This window comes from Paracerasibacillus soli (assembly GCF_042432965.1).
In the GTDB taxonomy this organism is placed as follows: Bacteria; Bacillota; Bacilli; order Bacillales; family Amphibacillaceae; genus Paracerasibacillus; species Paracerasibacillus soli.
The window spans coordinates 90,780-114,780 of the sequence record NZ_JBHLWL010000065.1 but is presented as its reverse complement, the minus strand read 5'-3'; the positions used below and the strand labels follow the sequence as shown (position 1 = coordinate 114,780).

Sequence of the window (24,001 nt, the reverse complement as noted above, 5' to 3'; positions counted from 1 at the left end):
TACCCCAGTGTTGGGGCAAGGCGTTGCCCGCGGAAAGCAACGGTCCGCAGCGGAAAACACCGCTGTATCAGAAAAATAGCAGGTATAAAACGACTCTATACAAAAACACTGGTGTAGTGTTTTTCCGTAGTGATGCAGCGAGCTAATTAAGTTTAAAGACAAGTTTTCACTACCGAACAGTTTGGGTCTACTACGCAGATTTAAGGAATAAAACGTGTAAAAAGAGAATCAATTACAAAGAACTGTTGCTTTTTTGGTTAAAATGAATAGGATGTTAATAGCCCAGATTTTGAGGAGAGGAAATAAAAAGATGAAAAAAATGAACGTCGGTATTATTTTTGGTGGGAAATCAGCCGAGCATGAAGTCTCATTACAATCAGCAAAAAATATCGTTGACGCAATTGATAAAGAAAAATTTGAAGTTGTTTTAATTGGCATTGATAAGCAAGGAAATTGGCATATCAATGATCAGTCCAGTTACTTAATGCATGCGGATAATCCAAAGCTTATTCAATTGAATAAATCGAATGATGCAGTTGCAATCGTTCCGGGATCAAGTGATCACCAGTTAATCCATGCAAATTCCGCAGAGGTACTTGATCAGTTAGATGTTGTATTTCCAATTGTACATGGTACATTAGGAGAAGATGGAAGTTTACAAGGGATGTTACGTTTAGCGAATTTACCATTTGTAGGACCTAGTGTGTTAAGTTCATCTATTTGCATGGATAAAGATATTGCAAAGATAATATTACAAAATGCTGGGATTAATGTAGCAAAAGGACTTGTCTATACGAGAACGGACATAGATAACATTCGTTTTGAAGTTGTTTCAGAAACTCTTGGTACACCTATGTTTATTAAACCAGCTAATCAAGGCTCATCTGTAGGGGTAAGTAAAGTTACAACAGAAGAGGAGTTTTATGAGGCGATTAAATTAGCATTTCAATTTGATCATAAAGTTGTTATTGAAGAAAATATTACAGGACGGGAGATTGAATGTTCTGTACTTGGAAATGAAGAGCCCATTGCTTCCTTGCCTGGTGAAATATTACCTAAAACAGAATTTTACTCTTATGAATCAAAATATATTGATGAAAAGGGAGCAGAGCTTGCTGCACCAGCTGATTTATCTGAGGAAGTTGTGCAAAAGGTACAAGAAACTGCAATTGCTGCATTTCAAGCATTACAATGTGAGGGGTTAGCTCGCGTTGACTTTTTCTTAACGGAATCAGGAGAATTGTATGTAAATGAGTTAAACACATTGCCAGGATTTACAAAAATTAGTATGTATCCAAGGTTGTGGGAAATAAGTGGTATTTCATATACTGATTTGATTACAAAGTTAATTGATCTTGCTGTTAAGCGCCACAAACAAGATCAAGAACTAAAAAGCTCAATTTGGGAGTAAGAGTACCACTAATTTTAGAAAATATAACGAAAGATGCAACGCCAATATTTGCTAGTAGATAGATAAGACGTTTAGAGTATATAGATAAACTCTAAGCGCCTTTTTTTGTGGACATTACACTCGCCTTTTTCTTTTGTACAGTTTCAATAGAATTAATTAGTAGCCTACCTTTTTCCCTTGAGTTTTTAATCTTAAATTCCTGAATTTCTTAGAAAATTTATGTGAGGAACTCCTCCTTTCCCCGAAATATACTTCAAGGTTTCCTATCGTAATAAAGTTAAAAATTGCTATTTTAAAGGAAATTAATATGATGTAAAGCATGAGTGATTATTTCTATGAATGATATAGCTAAATGAATAAGAGTACGAATTGTAATCTAATATTACATGATACAAGTCTTTATTAGAATTTCCTGTAAATTAAATTTGCTATATCATAATAGGTGCGTTCAAAAATTAGTAGGGTATTAAGCGTGAAGAAAAGTAATTAGGTTTGTCCTTATAAGTTGTTCGAACATTATTATGGGAAATTTAACACAACATATGTTTCTTAACTCACGTTTAAAGTAAAAAAGGAGGAAGAAAATTTGCCGAAGTTTAGAATGATTAGTATTACTCTTATTCTATTTCTTTCATTATTATTAGTAGGCTGTGCAAATGATGAAAAAGATAGTGATAAGTCAGAAGAAAACTTAGGAGAAGTATTAGAATATACGATTACAGGGATTGAACCAGGTGCAGGATTAACTCAACTTGCAAAAGATACATTAGAAGAGTATGACAACTTGAAGGGGTGGAAACTAGAAGAAAGTTCAACTGCAGGCATGACTACTCTTTTAGGTGAAGCAATCGATAACGAGGAACCTATTGTTATAACAGGTTGGAGTCCGCATTGGATGTTTGCAGCTTATGATTTGAAGTTTCTAGAAGATCCAAAGGGTACACTTGGCGAAATTGAAGGTATTCATACAATTGTAAGAAAAGATTTAGAGAAAGATATGCCTCATGCATATAAAATTCTTGATGCCTTCCAATGGGAAGTGGAAGATATGGAGGCTGTGATGCTCGATGAACAAGATAGTTCTTTTGATGAAGCTGCCAAAAAGTGGGTAGATGAGAATCAGGGTAAAGTTGATGAATGGATAGAAGGTACTGACATGGTGGAGGGGGAAGAAATTGAATTAGTATCGACACCTTGGGACTCAGAACGTGCTTCTGCATATGTTATGAAAACAGTTTTAGAACAACAAGGCTTTGAGGTAACGATAACTGATGTTGATCCAGCAATTATGTTCCAAGCAATAGCTAATGGGGACGCTGATGCAACAGTTGCTCCATGGTTGCCAACTACACATGGTTTTCTATATGAAGAACATAAGGAAGACGTTCTAGATTTAGGTGTGAACTTAAATGGAACTAAAAATGGAATTGCCGTTCCTGCGTATATGGATATCGACTCCATTGAAGATTTACCATCAAAAGAATAATTATGCTTTAAGTCCGATTTGTATTGCATGTATTGCACCCCCTAAGGGAATTTAGACCTTATGGTGTGAACTATTTTCGGGCTTCTAAAGTTAACACTATAAAGCATACAAGGTGAAATGGAAGATAACCACCATTCTCTGGGGAAAGGGCTTGTAGTTATCCTACAAGCCCTTTCCAATCCAAAATTATTAAATATCGTCCCTGTCAAAATCGTATTCTTCTCCAAACTCTTCTCCAAATTCTGTGCCGTAATTTGGACTACGTCGGATATTTGTGCGACTGTTATCTGTTATTGGGTCAAATAGTAAACCTAGTGACACAAGTCCACTAACACCTACTAACGTATAAACGATCCTTGAAAATCCTGCATTTTGTCCGCCAAATATGGCTGCGACTAAATCAAACTGAAATAAACCAATTAGTCCCCAATTTAACGCTCCGATGATGACTAATGCTAACGCAATACGGCGTAATGTGTGCATTGGTGTACCTCCTCATCATATGATTTCACCATAGCTATAGTTAGCTATATTTTGCACACATGCGACTTTTTTATACCATTACGAAAATTAGATGCGAAATATTTGTAGGTTTTAGTATGTATCCATCTTCAATCTGAATACAACATCATCAAAAAAGGGCTGTGCAAATGACAACCCTTTCTTTAATCTTTATTGGAAATTGACGATTATCCTTCAAATATGTGGAACTTTTCAATAGCAGGAATTCTCTCTTTAATAGGTGGTTCTTCATCAAAATATCCCAGATGTAAAAAGCCAACGATTTTTTCGTTATCTTTAGCGTTAAGGATCTTTTTTACTTCAGGATCATAGTTGTGAGGGTTTGTCTTCCAGACGACGCCGAGCTGTTTCTCCCATGCTAATAGCCAAAAGTTTTGAATCATACTTGCAACCGCACCGTAATTATCATCCCATTGTTTTTGCACTTCTAATTCTTCCATTAAAACGACTAAAATAGCATTTGGCTCGTTTAAATAATTCTCTCGGTTTTCCCGGCGTTCTTCAGGATATGTTGCAGCAACACGTTTTGCAAATGTTGGTAACTGATCCTTTCCGATGAAAATAAAACGCCAAGGTTGACGCATCCCATGTGTTGGTGCCCATATCGCGTCGTTTAATAGATCCAACACAAGCTCTTTGGTAACAACTTTATCGTTATATCCCTTTTTTATCGCACGTCTTTCACGGATGATTTGTGCAAGCTGTGACCTTTGTTTTACTTGTTCCAATAACATAACTCCTTTCTTTGATGTCGCCCAAATAAATGATTCTCATTCTCAATGAGAGTCTACTTGATAACTGAGGTAAAAGCAAATAAAGTGAAAAAACTGTTAGTTCCTAGATACACCAAGCATTTGAAATGCTACAATCTATCTATAGACGTGGGAGTCTCAAATGTTCTTGCACCTGCAATCATAAGTTTACTCGTATCTGAATGGTTTAGGAAAAAAGGGTGGATCAAATTAGGTGATATGCAAATTACATATGAATGATAAAACTTGAAGTGGCATAGCTTTAGTTGGTAATATCGTAAAAAGTAACATATGATGAAGGCAACACATATGTTAGAAAGGGGAAATGATTGTATGGATAAGTTTATGAAGCGTGCTGTAGAACTTTCGACTAATAATGTAAAAGACGGTGGCCAGCCATTTGGTGCAGTGTTAGTGAAAGATGGAGCAATCGTTGCAGAAGGTGTGAACGAAATCCATATCAAGCATGATGTAAGTGCACATGCGGAACTAGTGGCCATACGTAAAGCACAAGAAAAATTACAGACGGATGATTTAAGCGGTTATGTGATGTATGCAAGCGGAGAACCGTGTCCGATGTGTTTTACAGCAATGTATTATGTGGGCATTAAGAAGGCATACTATTGTGCTTCTGTTAAAGAGACTGCTGACAATGGCTTAAATGCTTCAGCTGTTCTATATGAAGATTTTAAGCATGCAACAGAAAATAGAAAAACAGTTGAGATGATCCATATGCCGCTGGAAGAAGGGCTGGAGGATCCGATGAAAATGTGGCTAGAAAAGGATGAAGTGAAGAAAGGTTAGTACAATGCATATATTTTTAAATAGGTGTATGTACTAATCGAATATTACAATATTTTGTCTAAGTGGTCTAAGTCACTCCGATATCGGCAAATCTGTTGTATGATAGTCATGTGAGAAAATGTCGGAGGTATGAAGATGACGTTATATCAGGTACTGCTATTTATTCATATATTTTCAGCTATTATTGGTTTGGGGCCGGGATTTATCATGACGCTCATTCCAGTGAAAGCACAAAATATGGCGGAAGTACGGCATGCTTATCGGATCCGTACCATGGTACATATTATCATCATGATAGGTGGAACGCTGTTACTTGTAACAGGATTGACAATGGGCTTTTTAAATCCAGCACTATTTAGGGCAGGATGGTATGTGACAAGTCTAACGTTATATATGGTAGCACTTGCAATGGGGCCATTTGTTTTAAAACCATTTTCAAGACCGATAAAAGAACTATTGAAAACATATCAAGGTGAGGAAATACCAGAGGAATATTATGTTCATGCTAGAAAAGTATTCAATAGTGAACATGTAGAAAATATAATTTTTATAATCATTATATCACTTATGATATTAAAACCTTTTTAGATGGATTCTTCGTATAGCTTGTACATACTTCATTGTTATGTCCTTATTTGAAAAGATGATAAAGGAAAAGGGAGTTCACCAGTTTAGTTGGGAGCTCCCTATTTCTTATTCTGAAAGACTTTCTACATATTCTTCTAAAGTGATTTGTTGCGACATAATAGTTTGAGCAGCCTTTTTACCAACATATCGTATGTGCCAGGGCTCATATTGATATTGTGTAATGGATTCTTTTCCATTTGGATAGCGTATGATGAACCCAAAATCACCACAATGCTCCGCTAGCCATTTTCCTTCGGGTGTTTCTCCAAAGTCTTCATTTAGTAAAAAGCTAACATCAGGACTCGTCACGTCCATAGTTAATCCACTTTGATGTTCACTTTCTCCAGGGCGAGCACTGTATTTATTCGCGGCTTCTATGCCATCACGTTCTACGTAAGAAGCAAATAAGGATACTTGTGTTTCATAGGAACGGTATCCGGATTGTGCATATAAGTTTATACCTTCCTCATCGCCCGCGGCAAACATCGCTGCTAAAGCTTCGGCAGCAGGTTTTCGCATTAATTTTTTAGGTAAATCCTCTGTAAATGGAAAACGCACATCTGGCGTTACGAGATCGTCTGGAACAAAATCTTTTGGCAAAGCATGTTCTTTATTAACGAGTGCTAAAATTTCATATGGATTATTGATCACAATAGAATGTTCATTTTTTATTACTTTATCAGAGTAAGCAAGTCCTTCCCCTGGTGTAAAAGAAGTTGTCTTTTTTCCATCTTGAACTTTTTCAAAAGCTTCTTGTAAGATCTTTCTAGTAGGCGCATCATAAATACCTGTAATTAGAAGTTCCTCGTGTTGCAATTGGAAATCTGTCAATGCCCATGTAGTGTCTGCATCATATACACCAGTAGCATCAATCTTATAACCGAGTTTACGTAAGATCTCCTGTAAATCTTTTACCTTTGCATTTTGATCACCTTTTTGAAGTTCTTGTGTTGGCAAGCCGAGTTTTTCTTGTTTTGTTACAGTGTTTGTGGAATGACCAGTTTCCTCCATATCTTGCTTTCCATTTTCTTCAACGTTAGAAGATTGGCAAGCAGCCATGGTAAGTAAACAAGCAAATATAATGAATGTAATTATTTTTTTCGACATTGTAGTCTCTCCTGTTTGTAAACTATAAAACACAAATCTTATTTTCTCAAAAAAAAGAATGAAGCGCAATAGGTATTGCTTCCCATGCAATTTGTTAATGATTGACTAAATTATAAATTCATATTTAGAAAACTACTACTAAAATATGCTGCACATTGGAGCTTAAGTAGCATATTTTAATAGGGGGGTGGGCGTGTTGGGGCAAGATAAGCGAATACAAGAAAGCTTGGAACCTAATTATGATAAGCTAACTGGATTATTATTTTGGTGTGCATTAATTGTTGTTTCTAGCGTATATATTACAACGCCCTTAATAAGTGTATTTTCACAGGAGTTTACTATATCAACGACTGTAGCTGCCTGGAGTAGTAGTATGTTTTCCTTTTTCTATGCCATTGGTTTTTTGTTCTTTGGTCCATTATCAGATCGCATCGGTCGGAAGGAAGTACTGCTAAGTGGAATGGGTGCTTTAGCTATTGTGACCTGCTTATTAGGATTTGCTGACGAGTTTTATATGATTGTCATATTACGAGGAATTCAAGGTTTTGTTGCAGCGTCATTTGCACCGACAGCAATGGCATATGTTTTTGATGTTTTTCCAAAAAATAAAATAGGCTCTGCTATTGGTTTTATTAGTTTCGGCTATGTCACTGCAGGTATATTAGGACAAATATTTGCCGAGAGTATTAAACAAACGTTTGATTGGAAAATTATATTTTTTAGCTTTGCACTTTTTTACTTTTTGACAAGTTTAAAAATATATATATCGTTACCCCGTTCTTCTCAACCAACCGTTTCTACTAAAATAAATGATGTTGTAAAGCAAATGAAGGCGTTATTACTCATACGTAATTTGCGCATCACATATGGTATCACAAGCTTACTTTTACTTACTTTTATTGGTATGTATACAGTGCTAGGGGATTATTTACAATCTACATTTCAAAACTTGACGGAGAAGGATATTTTATTTATTCGGGGGGCAGGAATTGTTGCTATGGTTTTTTCACCAATAACAGGAATGATGATGAAAAAAATCAAACCAATGTTTATGTTGCGTGTTGGATTAATAATTGGAGTAATTGGTCTGGCCTTTTTAGGGTTGGAAGGTAGCATTTTGTTTACAACGCTCATGAGTATAATATATGTTGCGGGTATATCTATCATCTTTCCAGCTATTATGATGTTAGTAGGAGAGTTTGGTTATATATACCGTGGTTTAGCGAATGCACTTTATGCATTTATATTATTTATCGGTGCAACGCTTGGTCCGATAGTTGCGCTCTATTTGATGAAATGGGGAAGTTATATTTTCACGTTTGGAATGCTAGCGTTACTCATGCTAGGTGGTCTAATTCTGACTTTATTATATAAAAGAAAAGAAGTTTAGACGCATATAAAAAATGGCATGCTATCCATTCAGATGGCGTGCCATTTTTTATGGTTATGCTTTATTTTTCACAAAAGAAGACTATGTTTTCTTGAATTATTCATATTTTGCTTCAAATAATTTACAAACTTCAACGATAACTTGTACGGCTTTTTCCATATTATCAACGGAAATATATTCAAATTTACCATGGAAGTTTTCCCCACCAGTAAAAATATTCGGGGTAGGTAAGCCCATATAAGATAGTTGTGATCCGTCTGTTCCACCACGAATTGGTTCAATAATAGACTCGATTTGTAAGTTTTTCATTGCTTGATCCGCAATTTCAACAACTTCTTTAACAGGTTCAATTTTATCACGCATATTATAATATTGATCGTTTAATTCTAAGCGAACATTTTCCTCACCATATTTTGTTTTCATTTCCGATACAAATTTTTCTACCGTTGCTTTTCTATTTTCAAATGAATTCTTTTCAAAGTCACGTATAATATAGTACACTTGTGCATTTTCTACATCACCATCGATAGAAATTAAGTGATAAAATCCTTCATAGCCTTCCGTTTGTTCAGGAGTTTCTGCCTCAGGAAATTTGTTAATAAATTCTGCGGCCATTTTACCAGCATTCACCATTTTATTTTTTGCTGTTCCGGGGTGTACACTATTTCCTTTGAAAAATACTTTTGCAGCTGCAGCATTAAAACTTTCGTATTGTAATTCTCCTAACGGCCCACCATCAACAGTATAAGCGTATTTTGCATTAAAACGTTTGACGTCAAATTTATGTGGACCACGGCCAATTTCTTCATCTGGAGTAAAGGCAACCCTTATTTTACCGTGCTTAATAGTAGGATTTTCAATTAAATAGTGCATTGCTGTCATAATTTCTGCGATACCAGCTTTGTTATCCGCACCTAGTAAAGTAGTGCCATCTGTTGTCATCAGGGTATGCCCTTTGTAAGTAGACAGTTCAGGAAAGTCTTTTACTGAAAGAATAACTTGCATTTCTTTATTTAACGTAATGTCATTCCCATCGAAGTTTTCAATAACTTGTGGATTGACATTCTTACCAGTAAAATCTGTCGCAGTGTCAACATGTGCCAAAAAGCCAATTGTTGGGATGGATTTATCTGTATTCGCCGGTAGGGTAGCCATTAAATAACCGTTGTCATCTACTGCAACTTCTTCCATCCCTAATTCTTGTAATTCTTTTTCTAATAGATGTAGTAAATCCCACTGTCCAGGAGTGGAAGGTGTGGAATCACTAGCTTCGTTAGATTGTGTATCAATTTTTGCATATCTTGTTAGACGTTCAATTAGTTCTTGTTTCAATCTATACATCTCCTCTTGCGTTGTAATATTCTTATTTTATCACAACCGTTAAAAAAACATGTGAAATGTGCAAGGACTATGGGAAGTTGTGTAGAATGTATAATAAGAGGTGACGATAATTACGAAAATTGGAGGGGTTTTGTGGAATTTCTTATGAGTGTTCAAGAATTGAATCATTTACTTTCAAACAAACGGGAAATAGTTGTAGTGGACGTACGTTTTGACTTAAATAATCACACATTTGGACAAGACGCGTATAAAAAGGGACATATCCCAGGTGCGATTTATTTAGATTTAAATAAGGATTTGTCAGGAAGTGCGGAAAAACATGGTGGTAGCCACCCGTTACCGGATGCAAAGTTATTTGCCAAAAAGCTAGGTGAGTATGGCATTGATACCAAAACGAATGTTGTTATATATGACCAAGCAAATGAGATGTTTGCGCCTCGTCTATGGTTCATGCTTCACCACTTAGGACATGAACAAGTTTACGTGCTTGAGGGTGGAATGCAGGCTTGGTTAGATGCTGGTTTTGAAGTTACAAAGGAAATACCTGCATATGGTAAAAAACAATTTGTTCCACAACCGAAACAGCATGCCATTGTACATATGAAAGAAGTGAAAGATAAAGTGCAAGCAAATGAAGCGGTATTAATCGATTCACGCGCACGAGAGCGATATCTAGGAAAAGTGGAACCGATGTATAAAAAGGCTGGCCATATACCTGGGGCTAAAAACTATTTTTGGAAAGATGTAATGGCCGATGATAATAAGTGGAAACGTGTAGAAGCATTACATGAACATTTTGCATCCCTTCCAAAGGATAAAGAAATTATTGTATCGTGTGGATCAGGAGTCTCTGCATGCCCCAATATAATGGGATTGAAAATGGCAGGCTTTACAAACGTGAAACTATACCCTGGAAGTTTCAGTGATTGGATTTCTTATGAAGAAAATAAAGTGGAAACGAAGGAACAATAAATGGATAAGACACGTTGTAGTTGGGTGAATGACGATCCATTATATATAAAATATCATGATGAGGAATGGGGGATACCCATTTATGATGATCAACAGTTATTTGAATTACTGTCCTTAGAAGGAGCGCAGGCGGGACTTAGTTGGATTACAATTTTAAAAAGAAGATTGGGCTATCGTGAGGCTTTCGCTAATTTTGATATCGAAAAGGTTAGTCAATTTGATGAGGCGAAAGTGCAGGAGTTACTGTGTAATGAGTATATTATTCGACATGAGCTAAAGATACGGTCAGTAATTAAAAATGCGCAAGCCATAAAGGCAATCAAGGTGGAATATGGTAGTTTTTCTTCTTTTGTTTGGGGATTTGTTGATCATACCCCAATCATAAACAATTGGAGCCATCATGAAGAAGTTCCTGCATATACAGAGGAATCTACTAGGATGAGCAAAGCTTTAAAAAAATATGGTTTTTCTTTTGTAGGTCCTACTATTTGTTACGCTTTTATGCAAGTAGCAGGACTTGTTAATGATCATACGAAAGCGTGCTATTTGTATCAACAGGTAGGAAGAACGGGAATCAAATGAACTACTAAATTTTAATTGAATAAAAGCAAAAATGGAAGCCTTCTAAAAGAATAGAGGGCATCCACCTATGTATATAAAATTTGATTATAACGAGCTCCTACCTTTACGAAAAAGCTTTGACCAGATAGTGCGTAGCTGAAAAATCATGCTATGACAACCGCAGTTCCGTATGCTATTACTTCGGAAGCAGAATTCATAATTTGTGATGTTTGATAGCGCATGGCAACGATGGCATTTGCTCCTAGGCGTTTCGCATCTTCAATCATGCGATCATAAGCAATGTCTCTAGCTTCATGCATTAAATCGGAATATCCTTTAATCTCACCACCAATAAGTGTTTTCAAACCGGCGCCTATATCGCGACCAACATGTTTCGATTGAACCGTACTTCCTTGGACTAAACCTTTTACTTCCACAATATTTTTGCCATGTATTTTATTTGCTGTAACAACTAACATACTAGCATCTCCCTCAGTTTAATAAATAATATAATGAGTATACGTAAATACAATTGAAAAAGTTTCATATGTTCTTTTCATGATATAGTAGATGTCCGAGCCAAACAAAAAGGTCTTCTCCTGCTCGAGGAGAAGACCTTATGTCTTACAATTTAAATATTTGTAGTTCTTGATTTAGTTTTTCGGCGAGATGAGCTAGATCTGCTGCATTATTTGTAATTTCCTCCATAGAACTTGAAGTTTGTTGTGAGGATGCTGCCGCTTGTTCAACACCTGCAGCGGCTTCCTCAGAAACAGAAGCAATCTCTTCAATTAATCCATTAATTTCTCCACTACCATTCACGATTTCTTTCATTTGGTTCGAAATGAGTTCGATTTCCCCAACCATCTCTTCAATGGAATGATTAATAGTATGGAAATTCTCTCCAGTAGTTGCAATTTGCTTTGTCCCAGTTTTTACTTCATCATAACCATGGTTTAAAGAATCTACAACATGATCTGTTTCCTGTTGAATATTTTCTACAATAGTTGTGATTTCTCCAACAGATTGTGCGACTTGTTCAGATAATTTTCTTACTTCATCTGCAACAACCGCAAAACCACGACCATGTTCCCCAGCCCTTGCAGCTTCAATTGCAGCATTTAATGAGAGTAAGTTTGTTTGACCTGCAATATCTTTAATTACACCAACTAAATTTGAGATTTGTTCGGACTGCTCATCCAATCCTTTTACTTTCAGTACTGCATCTGCAACGATACGATCAATTTGATTCATTTGTTTTATCGATTCTTCCATTAAATTCTCTCCGGTCTTTGTGAGATTGCGCACATCTACTGCTCGAGTTACAACATCTACACTACTCTTATCTGATAGAGAAACCTTTTGCGCAAAGTCATTCATCTTTTCGGATAATACAGATGCACTATTGGCCTGTGTTTCGGAACCAGCTGATAATTGTTCCATTGTAGCAGCGATTTGTTCACTGCCCTCTTTGACTTCTGTAGCTGATTGCGTAAATTCCTCACTTCTCGTTATCAATACTTTTGACGCGTCTGTCACATTCGATATAATGTTGCGGATATTTTCTTTCATTTGATTTACTGATGTAGTTAATTCTCCAAGTTCGTTCTTGCCTTGAAATTCTAACGACAATACATTTAAATTGCCTCGGGCTACCTCTGAAGTCATCACGACGACATCCTTTAATTTTCTAGAAATACCTCTACTTATGACAATCATGAAGGCGGTGCCAATTGCGATTGCTAATACAATTAAAATTGAAAGAAGAAATTGACTTTGTTGCAGTGATTGACTTGCTGCTTGCACAGATTTCGCTTCTTCTTTCTTCACGAGTGTCATTAACGCATTTACAAGTTCAATTGTATTTGCACGTAATTGTGATGTTTGATTTCTAGTTGATAATGCAACATATTCTTGTTTACTTTCTAATGCAGGTAGCATTTCATCATTAAAAATTTGATTAACCTTTTCATTGTTTTCTATAATTTGTGTGAGTAATGATTGTTGCTCTTTATTTGCTATTTTCGGTTCGATTTTTTTGATGAGTTGCTCAAATTGTGTTTGAAATTCCTCGAATGCCCGAATGTAGCGAGAACTTTTTGTTAGTAAGTAATCGGATATTTGTACATCTTTCACTTGAATTAAAGAAGCTAAATCGGACATATCACTGACACGTGCACTATGTTCTTCAACAAGACGCATATTGTCTTTACTCGTGCTTAATAATGAATATACAATTCCGCCTGCAATCATAATAAGGAGGAAGGATATAGAAAATATCGTAATATATTTTCGACCGATACTATAATCTTTCCAGTTTAACCAAGATATTTTGTTTTTCTGCTTCATTTGCTTATTCTTATGCTTTGCTTTTTTCGAAGGTTTCCCTCGTTTACCTAAATTCAGAAATTTAATTTTACCAATTTTCATGTTATGTATCTCCTCACTTCAATAAGGAATAGGCCTTAAGTATGATGTAGTAGTTCTATAGTAATACATTTCATTGTAATTTACTAGGACAAATAGCTCATTTTGACGATTTATTTTTATTATACAAAAAATTTGTTCACCAATTGTAAACGATTTTAATTTGACCATTCAGGTAATTGACAGTTCTAACTATTAAACCGTATAATTGTATACAATTATTCATTTTGTAGAGGTGAGGTCGATTGTTGGGAAATACGCAATACGGTGATAAACGGGTATCGACAAAAGATTATGCTTACTTGGAGATTAAAAATCGCATTATGAAAGGTGAACTTATTCCAGATGAATCTATTGTGGAAGAAAGACTTTCTACTGAATTAGTAATCAGTAGAACACCGCTACGTGAGGCTTTACAACGACTTGAATATGAGGAACTTGTCGTTCGGCAACATAATGGAAGATTAAAAGTAGCACCTATTTCTATTCAAGAAGTAAAAGAACTATTTGAAGTGAGAAAGCAATTGGAAAGTATTGTTGTAGCACAGGCGACTGATAAAATAACCGAATTGGATAAACGCAGGTTACGAAATCTTGTTCAGGTGATAAAGAAATCTGATGATACAGATGAGGAAGATATTTTAGCGGATATTTTGTACTATGGCGGTAAATTCCACACGTATATTTACGAATTAAGTGCAAATAAAACTGTAAATAAAATTCTTTTACAATTAAATGATAGGATTTTCCGCTACCGTCGTCTTATCCCATTTGAAAATAAAGAGCGGCTTACACAATCTGCTGCTGAACATAAACATATTTTAGATTTGATGGAAAAGGGAGATAAAGCTGGAGCTGTTGAGGCAATGGTTGTACATATTGAAAATAGTTTGGAGTGTGCTGTAAATGCGATTAAGCGTTATATGCATACGGATGGAGAAATAAATAATCCGAAATAGGAGGATTGGAAATGACAAACAATTGGGGATTTAACACAAAGGCAATTCATTGTGAAGTAAGTCCGTGTAAAGAAACGGGTGCTGTATCACAGCCTTTAGTTCCTGCGGTTGCTTATGCATTTCAACATGCTGACGCTGCGGCAGCAGTAGTAACCGGTGAAAATGAAGGCACATTTTATGGACGGTATGGAAATCCAACGACTTGTACACTCGAAAAGAAAATTGCTCGTTTAGAAGGGGCGGAAGAAGCGTTAGCTGTGAGTAGTGGGATGGCTGCTATTTCAACAGCAATTTTAGCATTTGTTAAAAAGGGAGAACATATTGTTGTTACAAAAGATATTTATGGGGGAACACATAAGTTTTTAACAAATTTAGCACCAAGATTTGGTATTGAATATGACTATGTCGACTGTACCGATATGGATGCGCTGCAGTGTGCGATTAAAGCAAATACGAAGGTTGTTTATATTGAAACACCGTCGAACCCGACATTAACATTAATAGATATTGAAGCGGTATGTAAAGTGGCACATCGATTTGGTTTATCTGTTATCGTGGATAATACATTTATGACACCATATCTACAAAGACCTTTGGAGTTGGGGGCAGATGTCGTCGTTCATAGTGCGACGAAATACTTAAATGGACATGGAGATGTTGTCGCAGGCGTAATATGTGGTAAAAAGGAACACATTGATTTTATGCGCCAAACAATCATGGGAGATCTTGGTCAGGCGTTGAGTGCATGGGATGCATATTTAATTTTACGGGGTTTAAAAACACTTGGAATCCGTGTAGCAGCTCATTGTGACACAGCGCAAAGAGTGGCAGAGTTTCTAGAAGGACACGAAGCAGTGGAAAGGGTGTATTATCCTGGATTGGCATCTCATCCGCAAAGAAACCTTGCAAAAAGACAAATGAGTGGTATGGGAGGAATTATTGCATTTGAAGTAAAAGGTGGGGTTGAAACGGGTAAAAGGTTTATTGACTCGCTCAAGCTTGCCATGATTTCATTTAGCCTTGGTGATCCGGAAACATTGGTGCAACATCCTGCTTCCATGACGCATTCCTCGATACCTGAAGAGGAATTGATTCACTTTGGAATTCCAAAAGGATTAATTCGTTTATCTGTAGGGTTAGAGAATCCTGAAGATATTGTAGAAGACTTAAAAGCAGCATTGGAATTAGTGGGTGATGATATAGAAATTTAACTGAAATATTTGTGTGCGAAATCTAAATAGCTACTTGACATTTAACAGCATTACTTCTAAAATATCGTTAATACATTTATATGAAAAAGCGTTGAACTATAATAGTAGTTGCTACAAGCTTGAAATCAGAAACCTAGTGGGTGCTGTGAACTAGGCAAGGTGTAGGACGAAGTACAAATAGGGAGCTGAATATTCCGGTTTCGGCCGTTATCTAAGTGAGTGAACAAAGAAATTTGTTAATCAGGGTGGTACCGCGGAGCTTTCCGTCCCTTTTGGGATAGGAGGCTCTTTTTTTTATAGGATTAGAATATTACGTTCGTTATTATTGCGAGCACTTGTTAGTGATGCTGAGTAAAAATTAGAAAAAATAAATATGAAAAAGCGTTGAACTATAATAGTAGTTACTACAAGCTTGAAATCAGAAATCTAGTGGGTGCTGTGAACTAGGCAAGGTGTAGGACGAAGTACAAATAGGGAGCTGAATATTCCGGTTTCGGCCGTTATCTAAGTGAGTGAACAAAGAAATTTGTTAATCAGGGTGGTACCGCGGAGCTTTCCGTCCCTTTTGGGATAGGAGGCTCTTTTTTTTATAGGATTAGAATATTACGTTCGTTATTATGGCGAGCATTTGTTATTGATACTGAGTAAAAGTAAGAAAAAGTAAATATGGAAAAGCGTTGAACTATAATAGTAGTTACTACAAGCTTGAAATCAGAAACCTAGTGGGTGCTGTGAACTAGGCAAGGTGTAGGACGAAATACAAATAGGGAGCTGAATAATTCCGGTTTCGGCCGTTATCTAAGTGAGTGAACAAAGAAATTTGTTAATGAGGGTGGTACCACGGAGCTTTCCGTCCCTTTTGGGATAGGAGGCTCTTTTTTTTATATAAAAAAATATGCAAGGGGAAATGAAAAGTGAAACAAAAAATGACATTCGGTCTATCAATTATTCCGTTAATTGCTTTAATTATGACGGCGGTGCTTGCTGTCTTTGTATGGAAAATAGAAATGCACTTTCCATTAATAATTGGAATGATGGCTGCTAGTATTGTTGCTCTAATTGCTGGTTTTAAGTGGGAAGAAATACAAGAGATGATGATAAAGGGTGTAACCATTGCATTACCCGCAGTCTTTATTTTGTTTATTATTGGAACAATTGTAGGGTCATGGATTGCAAGTGGTGTTATTCCGACAATTATATATTACGGATTAGCAATTATTAAACCGGAAATTTTCGTTCCAATTGTTGCACTAGTGACCGGCATTGTGTCGATTACCTTAGGGAGTTCATTCACATCGATTGCTACTGTCGGATTAGCATTTATGGCAATCGGCCAGGGGTTAGGATTTCCACCAGGCTTAGTTGGTGGTGCTATTATATCTGGTGCATTCTTTGGAGATAAATTATCACCAATCTCTGATACAACTAATATTGCCGCCGCAGTAGCAGAAACAGATTTATTTAGCCATATTATGCATATGTTATGGGATACGATTCCAGCATTTCTTATGTCACTTATTTTGTACTGGCTTTTTTCTAATACAGGCGAAACGATAGAACATGCTGATGTTTACGCTATTAAAGAAATTTCGGTTGGTTTAAAAAGCACATTTATTATCCATCCCATTTTATTATTTGTACCAATTATAACGATAGTGTTAATGGTATTACGTATCCCTGCAATACCTGCTTTAATGGGAGTTAGTCTACTTGGTGCATTTCTAGCTGTTACGGTTCAAGGATATTCTATTGGAGAAACAATTGCATTTATGATGAATGGATATGTTGGGGAAACTGGCATTGCACGGGTGGATGCTTTGCTGAGTCGAGGTGGTCTCATGTCTATGTTAAGCACAATTTCCTTTTTGATTTTAGCGACGGCATTAGGTGGGATACTGGAAAGAACTGGTTCATTTGAAGTTTTAACACATAAAATAATGGAAAAAGTGAAGACAACAGGTGCTTTAATTGGTTCTACCATTTTATCCACGTTTCTTGTGGGATTTGCTAGTGGTGAACAGTTTTTAACGATTATTTTACCTGCCAGAACATTCGTGAATAAATACAAGGATATGGGCATTGACACAAAAAATCTATCGCGTTGCGTAGAGGCAGCTGGAACAGTTGGTATTAATCTTGTTCCATGGGGAGTGACAGCTGTATTTGCAGCTAGTGTTTTGGGAATTAGTCCGATGGAATTTATTCCGTTTGCATTCTTTGTAATGCTTGTTCCATTCATTAATATTGTTTTTGGTTTTACAGGATGGACCATTCATAAAAAGCAATACTAGTATTGTTAAGAAAAAGGATATTGTAGAATGGGAAAAGCAGTATGAAAGACCCACTTAGCATCGTATGATGGAAAGAGATAAAATTTACTGCTGTCTTACTTATGGTATGGTGATTGATTGGGTTATACTGTCATATATACCATATGGAAAGAAGTGGGGAAAATGTTGCAACGACGCCGATTTTATAATATGGATCATATTGAAATGAAAAACCGCCCAAAAGATTTAATGCTGTGGTTCAAAGAAAGAATGAAAAAGGACAAAGATTTATCTTTTCAGGTTCCTATAGTTAAGAATCCAGATACGGAATGGCTACGGACAAATCGTGATGTACCGACTATTACATGGATTGGACACTGTACATTTCTCATTCAAATGAATGGTTTAAATATCCTGACTGACCCTGTATGGACGAAATGGTTATCAACATATAAGCGTTTATCACCACCTGGTATCGCAATTGAAGCATTACCTGAAATAGATATTGTATTGATTTCGCATGGTCATTATGATCATTTAAGCTATTCAACAATAAGAAAATTACCAGGTAATCCGTTATTTTTAGTTCCAGCAGGTCTAGGACGTTGGTTTTTAAAAAAAGGTATTAATCATGTAGCAGAATTTGAATGGTGGGGTAAGTCTACAGTAAATGGTGTACATTTTACATTTGTACCCGCACAACATTGGACAAAGCGTACACTATTTGACACGAATACATCTCATTGGGGTGGATGGGTATTGGAACAAGATAAAACGATATACTTCGCGGGTGATAGTGGTTATTTTAGAGGCTTTTCAGAAATTGGCCAACGTTTTACCATTGACTATGCCCTTATGCCAATCGGTGCTTATGAACCGGAATGGTTTATGCATTATCAGCACGTCACACCAGAGGAGTCTATTCAGGCCTTTATGGATACAAATGCGAAAAATATGATTCCGATGCATTATGGTGCATATATGCTAGCTGATGATACACCAAAAGAAGCTTTAGATCGAATGCAGGCGGAGTGGGGACGATTAGAGCTTTGTGAAGACAATTTAAAGGTATTAAAACTCGGTGAAATATTTTCGTTATAAAGAGATGTAGAAGTCTAGTCTTTGTTTTGATTTTTCATTTTGTGGTAAACTATGGGGTAGAAAGGTGTGATCACATGGATTATATTACATTAAATAATGGATTAAAAATGCCGCAATTAGGTTTTGGTGTTTGGCAAGTTCCCGATGCTGAAGTAACTTCTGCAGTCAAAAAGGCTATTGAAGTTGGTTATCGTTCAATCGATACAGCTAAAGTTTATGAAAATGAAGCGGGTGTTGGCAAGGCGATTGCGGAAAGCCACGTACCACGGGAAGATTTATTTATTACAACAAAAGTTTGGAACAGTGACCAAGGTTATGAGAAAACATTGCAAGCATTTGATGCAAGCTTAGAACGTCTTGGACTTGATTATGTTGATTTATATTTAATTCATTGGCCAACTCCTGAATTCGATCAGTATGTTGATACATATAAAGCATTAGAGAAGATTTATCAAGATGGTCGAGCAAAAGCGATTGGGGTTTGTAATTTTAATGTGGAACATCTTGAGAGATTAATAAACGAATGTAATGTTGTGCCTGCTGTCAACCAAGTTGAATGTCATCCTTATTTACAGCAAAAGGAATTAAAGGAATTTTGTAATAAACATAACATTTATTTAGAAGCGTGGAGCCCGCTTATGCAAGGTGGCGAAGTGCTACAAAATGAAATTGTCCAAAACTTTGCTGAAAAATATAAGAAGACTCCAGCACAAGTGATTATTCGTTGGCATCTTCAATCTCGTCATATTGTTATTCCAAAGTCAGTAACACCATCACGCATTGAGGAAAACTTCCATGTCTTTGATTTTGAATTGAGTAACGATGATATGAAGATATTCGAGACATTAAATCGTAATGAACGCAAAGGACCAGAACCAAGTGAAATGAATGTAAGATAAAAAAACAGACGCATATACATTTGCGTCTGTTTCACTGTATTTCCACGTTTCCCATACCTTATAACGTAATAATTAAGCCGATAACATTGTCTATCATGTAAAACGCAAACAAAAATACTGCTGCTACTTTGAGATTGTCTCGTGCTACAAAAAGATAAGATACTAGGAAAATGGCAACATATAAAAATGTATAGGCAACGGAGCTTAACCAACTTCCAACACTAATGTCTAATAGTGCTAATGGTATCGAAGTTGCGTAAAGAATTGCGGAAGGTACAAGCAAAGCGCCTAATTTTTCGAGAAAGTAATTTGTTGTTAATTTCTTGCCTTCTTTTTCTCCTGCATACCATTTAAATGAAACAATAATAAGTGCAAGAACGGCGGCTAGCGTTAACGGGGTTGTGAAAAAGGCAAAAAAGTCTTGAAAGCTACTTATAAACTTTGTATCAATATAATCATTTTGTAGGTGTAACTTTAATTGGTATGAAAAACTTCTTATCACAATTAATGATAAAAAAGCAATAATTGTAATGAGTCCATAGGAATGGTAACCTTTGTAATCAGTAGATAATATGGAATGTGGCTTTTTAATGACATCCATTACAAATTGCATATAGCCATGTAGCTCTTTATTCTTTTGACTTGTAACATGTTCTTCTGTCTTGGCTTGATTTTCCATAAATAAATCCCTCCTTTTCTATTCTCATAGATTGTATATAATATAAATTTTTATGTAAATAATCCGAAAGCATTAATCGGTGTAAATAGTTAGTCTAAAAGTACTATATAAATATAATGTATGACCGTTCCCTATTACATATATGTAAATATTTGATATGATAATGGTAATTGCCATGTGTACTTTGTAACATTACATTTGTATACCTTTAAGCGGCAAATGAAAATACAATTCATTTAGGAAGTGAAAAAAGTGGCAGAAGAAGGAATTAATCGTCGAAAAACGGAACATATTCGACTTTGTTTAACAGACAATGTTGAAGGAGTTAATAAATCTACTGGTTTAGAAGGAATATCTTTTATACATAATGCATTACCAGAAATTAATTTTCAAAATATAGATATTCAAACAACATTCTTAAATAAGAAAATCAAAGCGCCTTTTTTAGTAAGTTCGATGACAGGTGGCTCAAAGTTGGCTGCAGATATTAATCAGAACTTAGCAAAAGCTGCAGAACAAAGGGGATGGGCAATAGGTCTCGGCTCGACAAGGGCTTTACTTGAGAGTGACCTACATCAAGATTCCTTTTTAATACGAAAACATGCACCTTCTGTTCCGTTAATTGCAAATCTCGGAGCTGTACAACTTAACTATGGATATGGCCCTGAAGAAGCGCAACGAATTGTCGACATGACAGAAGCAGACTCCCTCGTTTTACATTTGAACAGTTTACAAGAAATCTTTCAAGACGAAGGTGATGTAAACTTTGAACAGTTGCTTCCGAAGATTGAAAAGCTCTGTAAGCATGTTTCAGTTCCGGTTGGTGCCAAGGAAGTTGGTTTTGGAATAGATGGGGAAGTTGCTAAACGACTTTATGATGCCGGAATTGCTTATATTGATGTTGCCGGCGCAGGTGGGACGTCGTGGAGTCAAGTTGAAAAGCTCCGTTCTCAAGATACACTTAGAAAGGCTGCTGCTGAAGCATTTAATAATTGGGGTATCCCGACAAAAGATTGTATTGTTTCAGTGAAAAGTCAGCTTCCAAATACGCCAATTGTTGCTAGTGGCGGAATGAAGACGGGTATGGATGCTGCAAAAGCAATTACAATTGGTGCGGATGTAATTGGTTACGCGCGCCAACTGCTACAATCTGCTACTGAATCAGTAGATGCTGTCCTAAAAACAATGGAACAAATTGAATTTGAATTAAAAGTCACGATGTTTGGAATTGGTGCTAAAACAATAGAACAATTAAAGAATACAAAACGTGTATCGATTATGGGAAAATCATTAATGGATGAACTGAATAAATAAACGTACAGATGTAGATGAACACCTTATAACATTTCCATGATGTTATGAGGTGTTTTTTAAAACTTTGCTTTGTTATGGTAATGGACAGTGTAAAAAGATAAATCCCTCACATACTAACTATTGAGGAGGTTGAAGAAATGGAGAGAGAATTGCATGAGAGTAAAGATAATAAGTGGATACCGATGACATCTGTTTTAAGTGGTATCGGTCAGGAAATAACCGAAGACGTATACTATTATACAAATCAAATCGTTAATGTCATTTTTATTGGAAAGCCCCAAGATAAGACTTGGTATTTAGTTGATGCAGGTATGCCAGGATCAGCAGAGAAAATAATTTCAGTTGCCAATGAAAGATTTGGAAAAGGAAGCAAACCAGTGGCAATATTGCTAACCCACGGTCATTTTGATCATGTAGGAGGCCTTGTAGATCTCGTCAAGCAATGGGAAGTTCCAATTTATGCGCACGAGTTGGAGTTTCCGTATTTAACTGGTGAGCAAAGCTATCCTGAACCTGATGGATCAGTAGAGGGTGGCTTACTAGCAAAAATCTCACCAATTTACCCACACGAACCGATTAACGTTGCACCATTTTTAAAAGTGCTACCTCAAGATCATACGATTCCCGGGCTCTCTGAATGGGAGTGGATTCATACTCCAGGACATTCTCCAGGGCAAGTATCCTTTTTCAGAAAACGTGATTCTCTTCTCATAGCCGCCGATGCCTTTGTGACGGTCAAACAAGATTCATTCTATAAAGTACTGCTACAAGATCCAGAAGTACATGGCCCACCAAGATATTTAACAACGGATTGGCAAGCTGCAAAGGCTTCTGTAATAGCATTAGAAAAGTTGAAACCCAAAACTGCAATTACAGGACATGGCCCAGCACTTGATGGTACACAATTAACCGAAGGATTATCAAAACTGGTTCAAGATTTTGAGGAAATGGCGGTGCCAGACTATGGGAAGTTTGTAGATGGAGACCATTTCACACATTAACAAATGGTATCTGAGGCTGGGACATAAGGGGTCTGACCCCCTCATTAAAGTTTGATTTTGTCCCAGTCCCTACTTTTAAAATCATTTTAAGCAAGATAGTAAAAGGTTATATAAAATTATGTTAAAATATGGAGGAAATAAACGATAGGTGAAGTTCGAAAGCCCCCACTGAATGAGGTTTCACTTTATAATTGATTAAAATATTAGGTAGAAAAATAACGCCTAATCATAGTATATGAGAGGGGATACAAAGTGAAAATTGAAGTATGGTCAGATTTTGTCTGTCCCTTTTGTTATATAGGAAAACGTAGATTAGAAGAGGCATTACATGCATTCCCATATCGTGATCATGTGGTAGTTCAGTATAAGAGCTATGAATTGAATCCACAAGCAAAACATGATCCGACTAGAAGCTACTTTGAGCTATTAGCGGATAAATTCCAATCTAGTGTAGAAGATGCAGCAAGGACATCTGCACAAATAGCGGACCAGGCCCGAGAACTAGGATTGGATTATCAATTTGAAAAAATGCAGCCGACAAATACGTTTCACGCGCACCGTTTAGTAAAATACGCAGAAAAGGTTGGCAAAGGAAATGAATTGGTAGAAAGATTGTTTCACGCATATTTTACGGATGCCAAATTAATTAGTAATCAAGATACATTATTACAATTAGCTTCTGATATTGGGCTACAACGGGATAAAGTAGAAGAAATATTACACGCTAATAAATTCGGGAAGCGCGTACGTGAAGAAGAAGAACAAGCATATGAAATTGGTATTCAAGGGGTGCCATTTTATATTTTTAATGAAAAGTATGCTGTATCTGGAGCACAGCCACCTGAAGTGTTTGAACAAGTGTTAAATCAAGTATGGGAATTGGAAAAGGAAGAACAAAATACAATCCAACTAACATCTTTAAATAATGATGAAACTTCTTTTTGTACAGATGAAGGTTGTGAAGTACAGAAGAAAGATTGGTAAGTCCCTCACTAAGTGAAGTATTAGTGAGGTTTTTTTGTGTACATCTTGATAACGTAGATGAGCAGGGTGTTAAAAGTCTTACATTCATATTGCTAGGGAATGAAGGAAAATATGTTAGGAAATAGCTATAAAAGTACGATTCATTCAGCTCAAAAAGATGTGGGTCACAAAGGCATTGTAACA

Annotated in this window: 22 protein-coding genes and 3 other annotated features; of the genes, 15 read left to right on the top strand and 7 right to left on the bottom strand. The window is 36.3% G+C overall.

Features of this window, described 5'->3' with window-relative positions; all coding sequences use genetic code 11:
• Positions 1-310: 310 nt before the first annotated feature.
• Together ddlA and ACFFIS_RS16700 are read left to right on the top strand one after the other, a co-directional pair.
• Positions 311-1,411 carry a D-alanine--D-alanine ligase gene (gene ddlA / locus ACFFIS_RS16705; RefSeq protein ID WP_390188441.1) on the top strand — a complete coding sequence of 367 codons (1,101 nt, stop codon included), beginning with the start codon at positions 311-313 and terminating at the stop codon, positions 1,409-1,411.
• 586 nt (positions 1,412-1,997) lie between these two features.
• Positions 1,998-2,897, top strand: a complete 900-nt coding sequence (locus tag ACFFIS_RS16700) for a glycine betaine ABC transporter substrate-binding protein (RefSeq protein WP_390188439.1) — start codon at positions 1,998-2,000, stop codon at positions 2,895-2,897.
• 189 nt (positions 2,898-3,086) lie between these two features.
• On the opposite strand, the gene ACFFIS_RS16695 is transcribed toward ACFFIS_RS16700, so the two are convergent.
• Complete coding sequence (locus ACFFIS_RS16695; protein ID WP_320381254.1) at positions 3,087-3,380, bottom strand: DUF378 domain-containing protein; 294 nt, start codon at positions 3,378-3,380, stop codon at positions 3,087-3,089.
• A 206-nt stretch (positions 3,381-3,586) separates the two neighbouring features.
• Entirely contained in the window at positions 3,587-4,147 is a 561-nt protein-coding gene (locus ACFFIS_RS16690; RefSeq protein WP_390188437.1) for a nitroreductase family protein, read from the bottom strand.
• Positions 4,148-4,504: 357 nt separating this feature from the next.
• Between ACFFIS_RS16690 and ACFFIS_RS16685 the strand changes: the two genes are divergently transcribed.
• Positions 4,505-4,975 carry a nucleoside deaminase gene (locus ACFFIS_RS16685; protein ID WP_320381256.1) on the top strand — a complete coding sequence of 157 codons (471 nt, stop codon included), beginning with the start codon at positions 4,505-4,507 and terminating at the stop codon, positions 4,973-4,975.
• A 135-nt stretch (positions 4,976-5,110) separates the two neighbouring features.
• The gene (locus tag ACFFIS_RS16680; RefSeq protein ID WP_320381257.1) at positions 5,111-5,563 is read left to right on the top strand and encodes a DUF2269 family protein; all 453 of its coding nucleotides are present in this window, start codon (positions 5,111-5,113) and stop codon (positions 5,561-5,563) included.
• Positions 5,564-5,668: 105 nt separating this feature from the next.
• On the opposite strand, the gene ACFFIS_RS16675 is transcribed toward ACFFIS_RS16680, so the two are convergent.
• Positions 5,669-6,709, bottom strand: a complete 1,041-nt coding sequence (locus ACFFIS_RS16675) for a D-alanyl-D-alanine carboxypeptidase family protein (RefSeq protein ID WP_390188436.1) — start codon at positions 6,707-6,709, stop codon at positions 5,669-5,671.
• A 193-nt stretch (positions 6,710-6,902) separates the two neighbouring features.
• Between ACFFIS_RS16675 and ACFFIS_RS16670 the strand changes: the two genes are divergently transcribed.
• Entirely contained in the window at positions 6,903-8,099 is a 1,197-nt protein-coding gene (locus ACFFIS_RS16670) for an MFS transporter (RefSeq protein ID WP_390188435.1), read from the top strand.
• Between the two features lie 96 nt (positions 8,100-8,195).
• Here ACFFIS_RS16670 and pepT read toward each other — a convergent pair whose 3' ends face one another.
• Positions 8,196-9,431 carry a peptidase T gene (gene pepT / locus ACFFIS_RS16665; RefSeq protein ID WP_390188434.1) on the bottom strand — a complete coding sequence of 412 codons (1,236 nt, stop codon included), beginning with the start codon at positions 9,429-9,431 and terminating at the stop codon, positions 8,196-8,198.
• Between the two features lie 141 nt (positions 9,432-9,572).
• On the opposite strand from pepT, the gene ACFFIS_RS16660 reads away from it, so the two are divergent.
• Together ACFFIS_RS16660 and ACFFIS_RS16655 are read left to right on the top strand one after the other, a co-directional pair.
• Positions 9,573-10,412, top strand: coding sequence for a sulfurtransferase (locus ACFFIS_RS16660; protein ID WP_320381263.1), 840 nt, complete (start codon positions 9,573-9,575; stop codon positions 10,410-10,412).
• On the top strand, positions 10,413-10,994 hold the full coding sequence (locus ACFFIS_RS16655) for a DNA-3-methyladenine glycosylase I (RefSeq protein WP_390188433.1): 582 nt from the start codon (positions 10,413-10,415) through the stop codon (positions 10,992-10,994). It begins immediately after the preceding gene.
• Between the two features lie 143 nt (positions 10,995-11,137).
• On the opposite strand, the gene ACFFIS_RS16650 is transcribed toward ACFFIS_RS16655, so the two are convergent.
• Both ACFFIS_RS16650 and ACFFIS_RS16645 read right to left on the bottom strand, forming a co-directional pair.
• Positions 11,138-11,452, bottom strand: coding sequence for a YbjQ family protein (locus ACFFIS_RS16650; RefSeq protein WP_320381264.1), 315 nt, complete (start codon positions 11,450-11,452; stop codon positions 11,138-11,140).
• Positions 11,453-11,597: 145 nt separating this feature from the next.
• Entirely contained in the window at positions 11,598-13,403 is a 1,806-nt protein-coding gene (locus ACFFIS_RS16645) for a methyl-accepting chemotaxis protein (protein ID WP_390188432.1), read from the bottom strand.
• 245 nt (positions 13,404-13,648) lie between these two features.
• Between ACFFIS_RS16645 and ACFFIS_RS16640 the strand changes: the two genes are divergently transcribed.
• The 5 genes from ACFFIS_RS16640 to ACFFIS_RS16620 all read left to right on the top strand — a co-directional run bounded on the left by ACFFIS_RS16640 (position 13,649) and on the right by ACFFIS_RS16620 (position 19,840).
• On the top strand, positions 13,649-14,359 hold the full coding sequence (locus tag ACFFIS_RS16640) for a GntR family transcriptional regulator (RefSeq protein WP_320381268.1): 711 nt from the start codon (positions 13,649-13,651) through the stop codon (positions 14,357-14,359).
• Between the two features lie 11 nt (positions 14,360-14,370).
• Complete coding sequence (locus ACFFIS_RS16635; RefSeq protein ID WP_390188430.1) at positions 14,371-15,570, top strand: trans-sulfuration enzyme family protein; 1,200 nt, start codon at positions 14,371-14,373, stop codon at positions 15,568-15,570.
• An 82-nt stretch (positions 15,571-15,652) separates the two neighbouring features.
• Positions 15,653-15,844: a binding site (T-box leader), on the top strand.
• A gap of 101 nt (positions 15,845-15,945) precedes the next feature.
• Positions 15,946-16,137, top strand: a binding site (T-box leader).
• A gap of 101 nt (positions 16,138-16,238) precedes the next feature.
• Positions 16,239-16,431, top strand: a binding site (T-box leader).
• A gap of 53 nt (positions 16,432-16,484) precedes the next feature.
• A complete protein-coding gene (gene nhaC / locus ACFFIS_RS16630; RefSeq protein WP_390188429.1) occupies positions 16,485-17,861 on the top strand; it encodes a Na+/H+ antiporter NhaC in 1,377 nt (458 codons plus the stop codon).
• A gap of 162 nt (positions 17,862-18,023) precedes the next feature.
• Positions 18,024-18,941 (top strand): MBL fold metallo-hydrolase, encoded by a 918-nt coding sequence (locus ACFFIS_RS16625; RefSeq protein ID WP_390188427.1) that lies wholly within the window; start codon positions 18,024-18,026, stop codon positions 18,939-18,941.
• 74 nt (positions 18,942-19,015) lie between these two features.
• Positions 19,016-19,840 carry an aldo/keto reductase gene (locus ACFFIS_RS16620; RefSeq protein WP_320381269.1) on the top strand — a complete coding sequence of 275 codons (825 nt, stop codon included), beginning with the start codon at positions 19,016-19,018 and terminating at the stop codon, positions 19,838-19,840.
• A 58-nt stretch (positions 19,841-19,898) separates the two neighbouring features.
• Here the strand turns inward: ACFFIS_RS16620 and ACFFIS_RS16615 are convergent, their stop codons facing one another.
• Positions 19,899-20,519 carry a hypothetical protein gene (locus tag ACFFIS_RS16615; RefSeq protein ID WP_320381270.1) on the bottom strand — a complete coding sequence of 207 codons (621 nt, stop codon included), beginning with the start codon at positions 20,517-20,519 and terminating at the stop codon, positions 19,899-19,901.
• 252 nt (positions 20,520-20,771) lie between these two features.
• Between ACFFIS_RS16615 and fni the strand changes: the two genes are divergently transcribed.
• The 3 genes from fni (at position 20,772) to ACFFIS_RS16600 (ending at position 23,818) form a co-directional block, all read left to right on the top strand.
• Entirely contained in the window at positions 20,772-21,833 is a 1,062-nt protein-coding gene (gene fni, locus ACFFIS_RS16610) for a type 2 isopentenyl-diphosphate Delta-isomerase (protein WP_320381271.1), read from the top strand.
• A 137-nt stretch (positions 21,834-21,970) separates the two neighbouring features.
• Complete coding sequence (locus ACFFIS_RS16605) at positions 21,971-22,834, top strand: MBL fold metallo-hydrolase (protein WP_390188425.1); 864 nt, start codon at positions 21,971-21,973, stop codon at positions 22,832-22,834.
• A 252-nt stretch (positions 22,835-23,086) separates the two neighbouring features.
• Positions 23,087-23,818, top strand: a complete 732-nt coding sequence (locus tag ACFFIS_RS16600; protein WP_320381272.1) for a DsbA family oxidoreductase — start codon at positions 23,087-23,089, stop codon at positions 23,816-23,818.
• Positions 23,819-24,001: the final 183 nt, after the last annotated feature.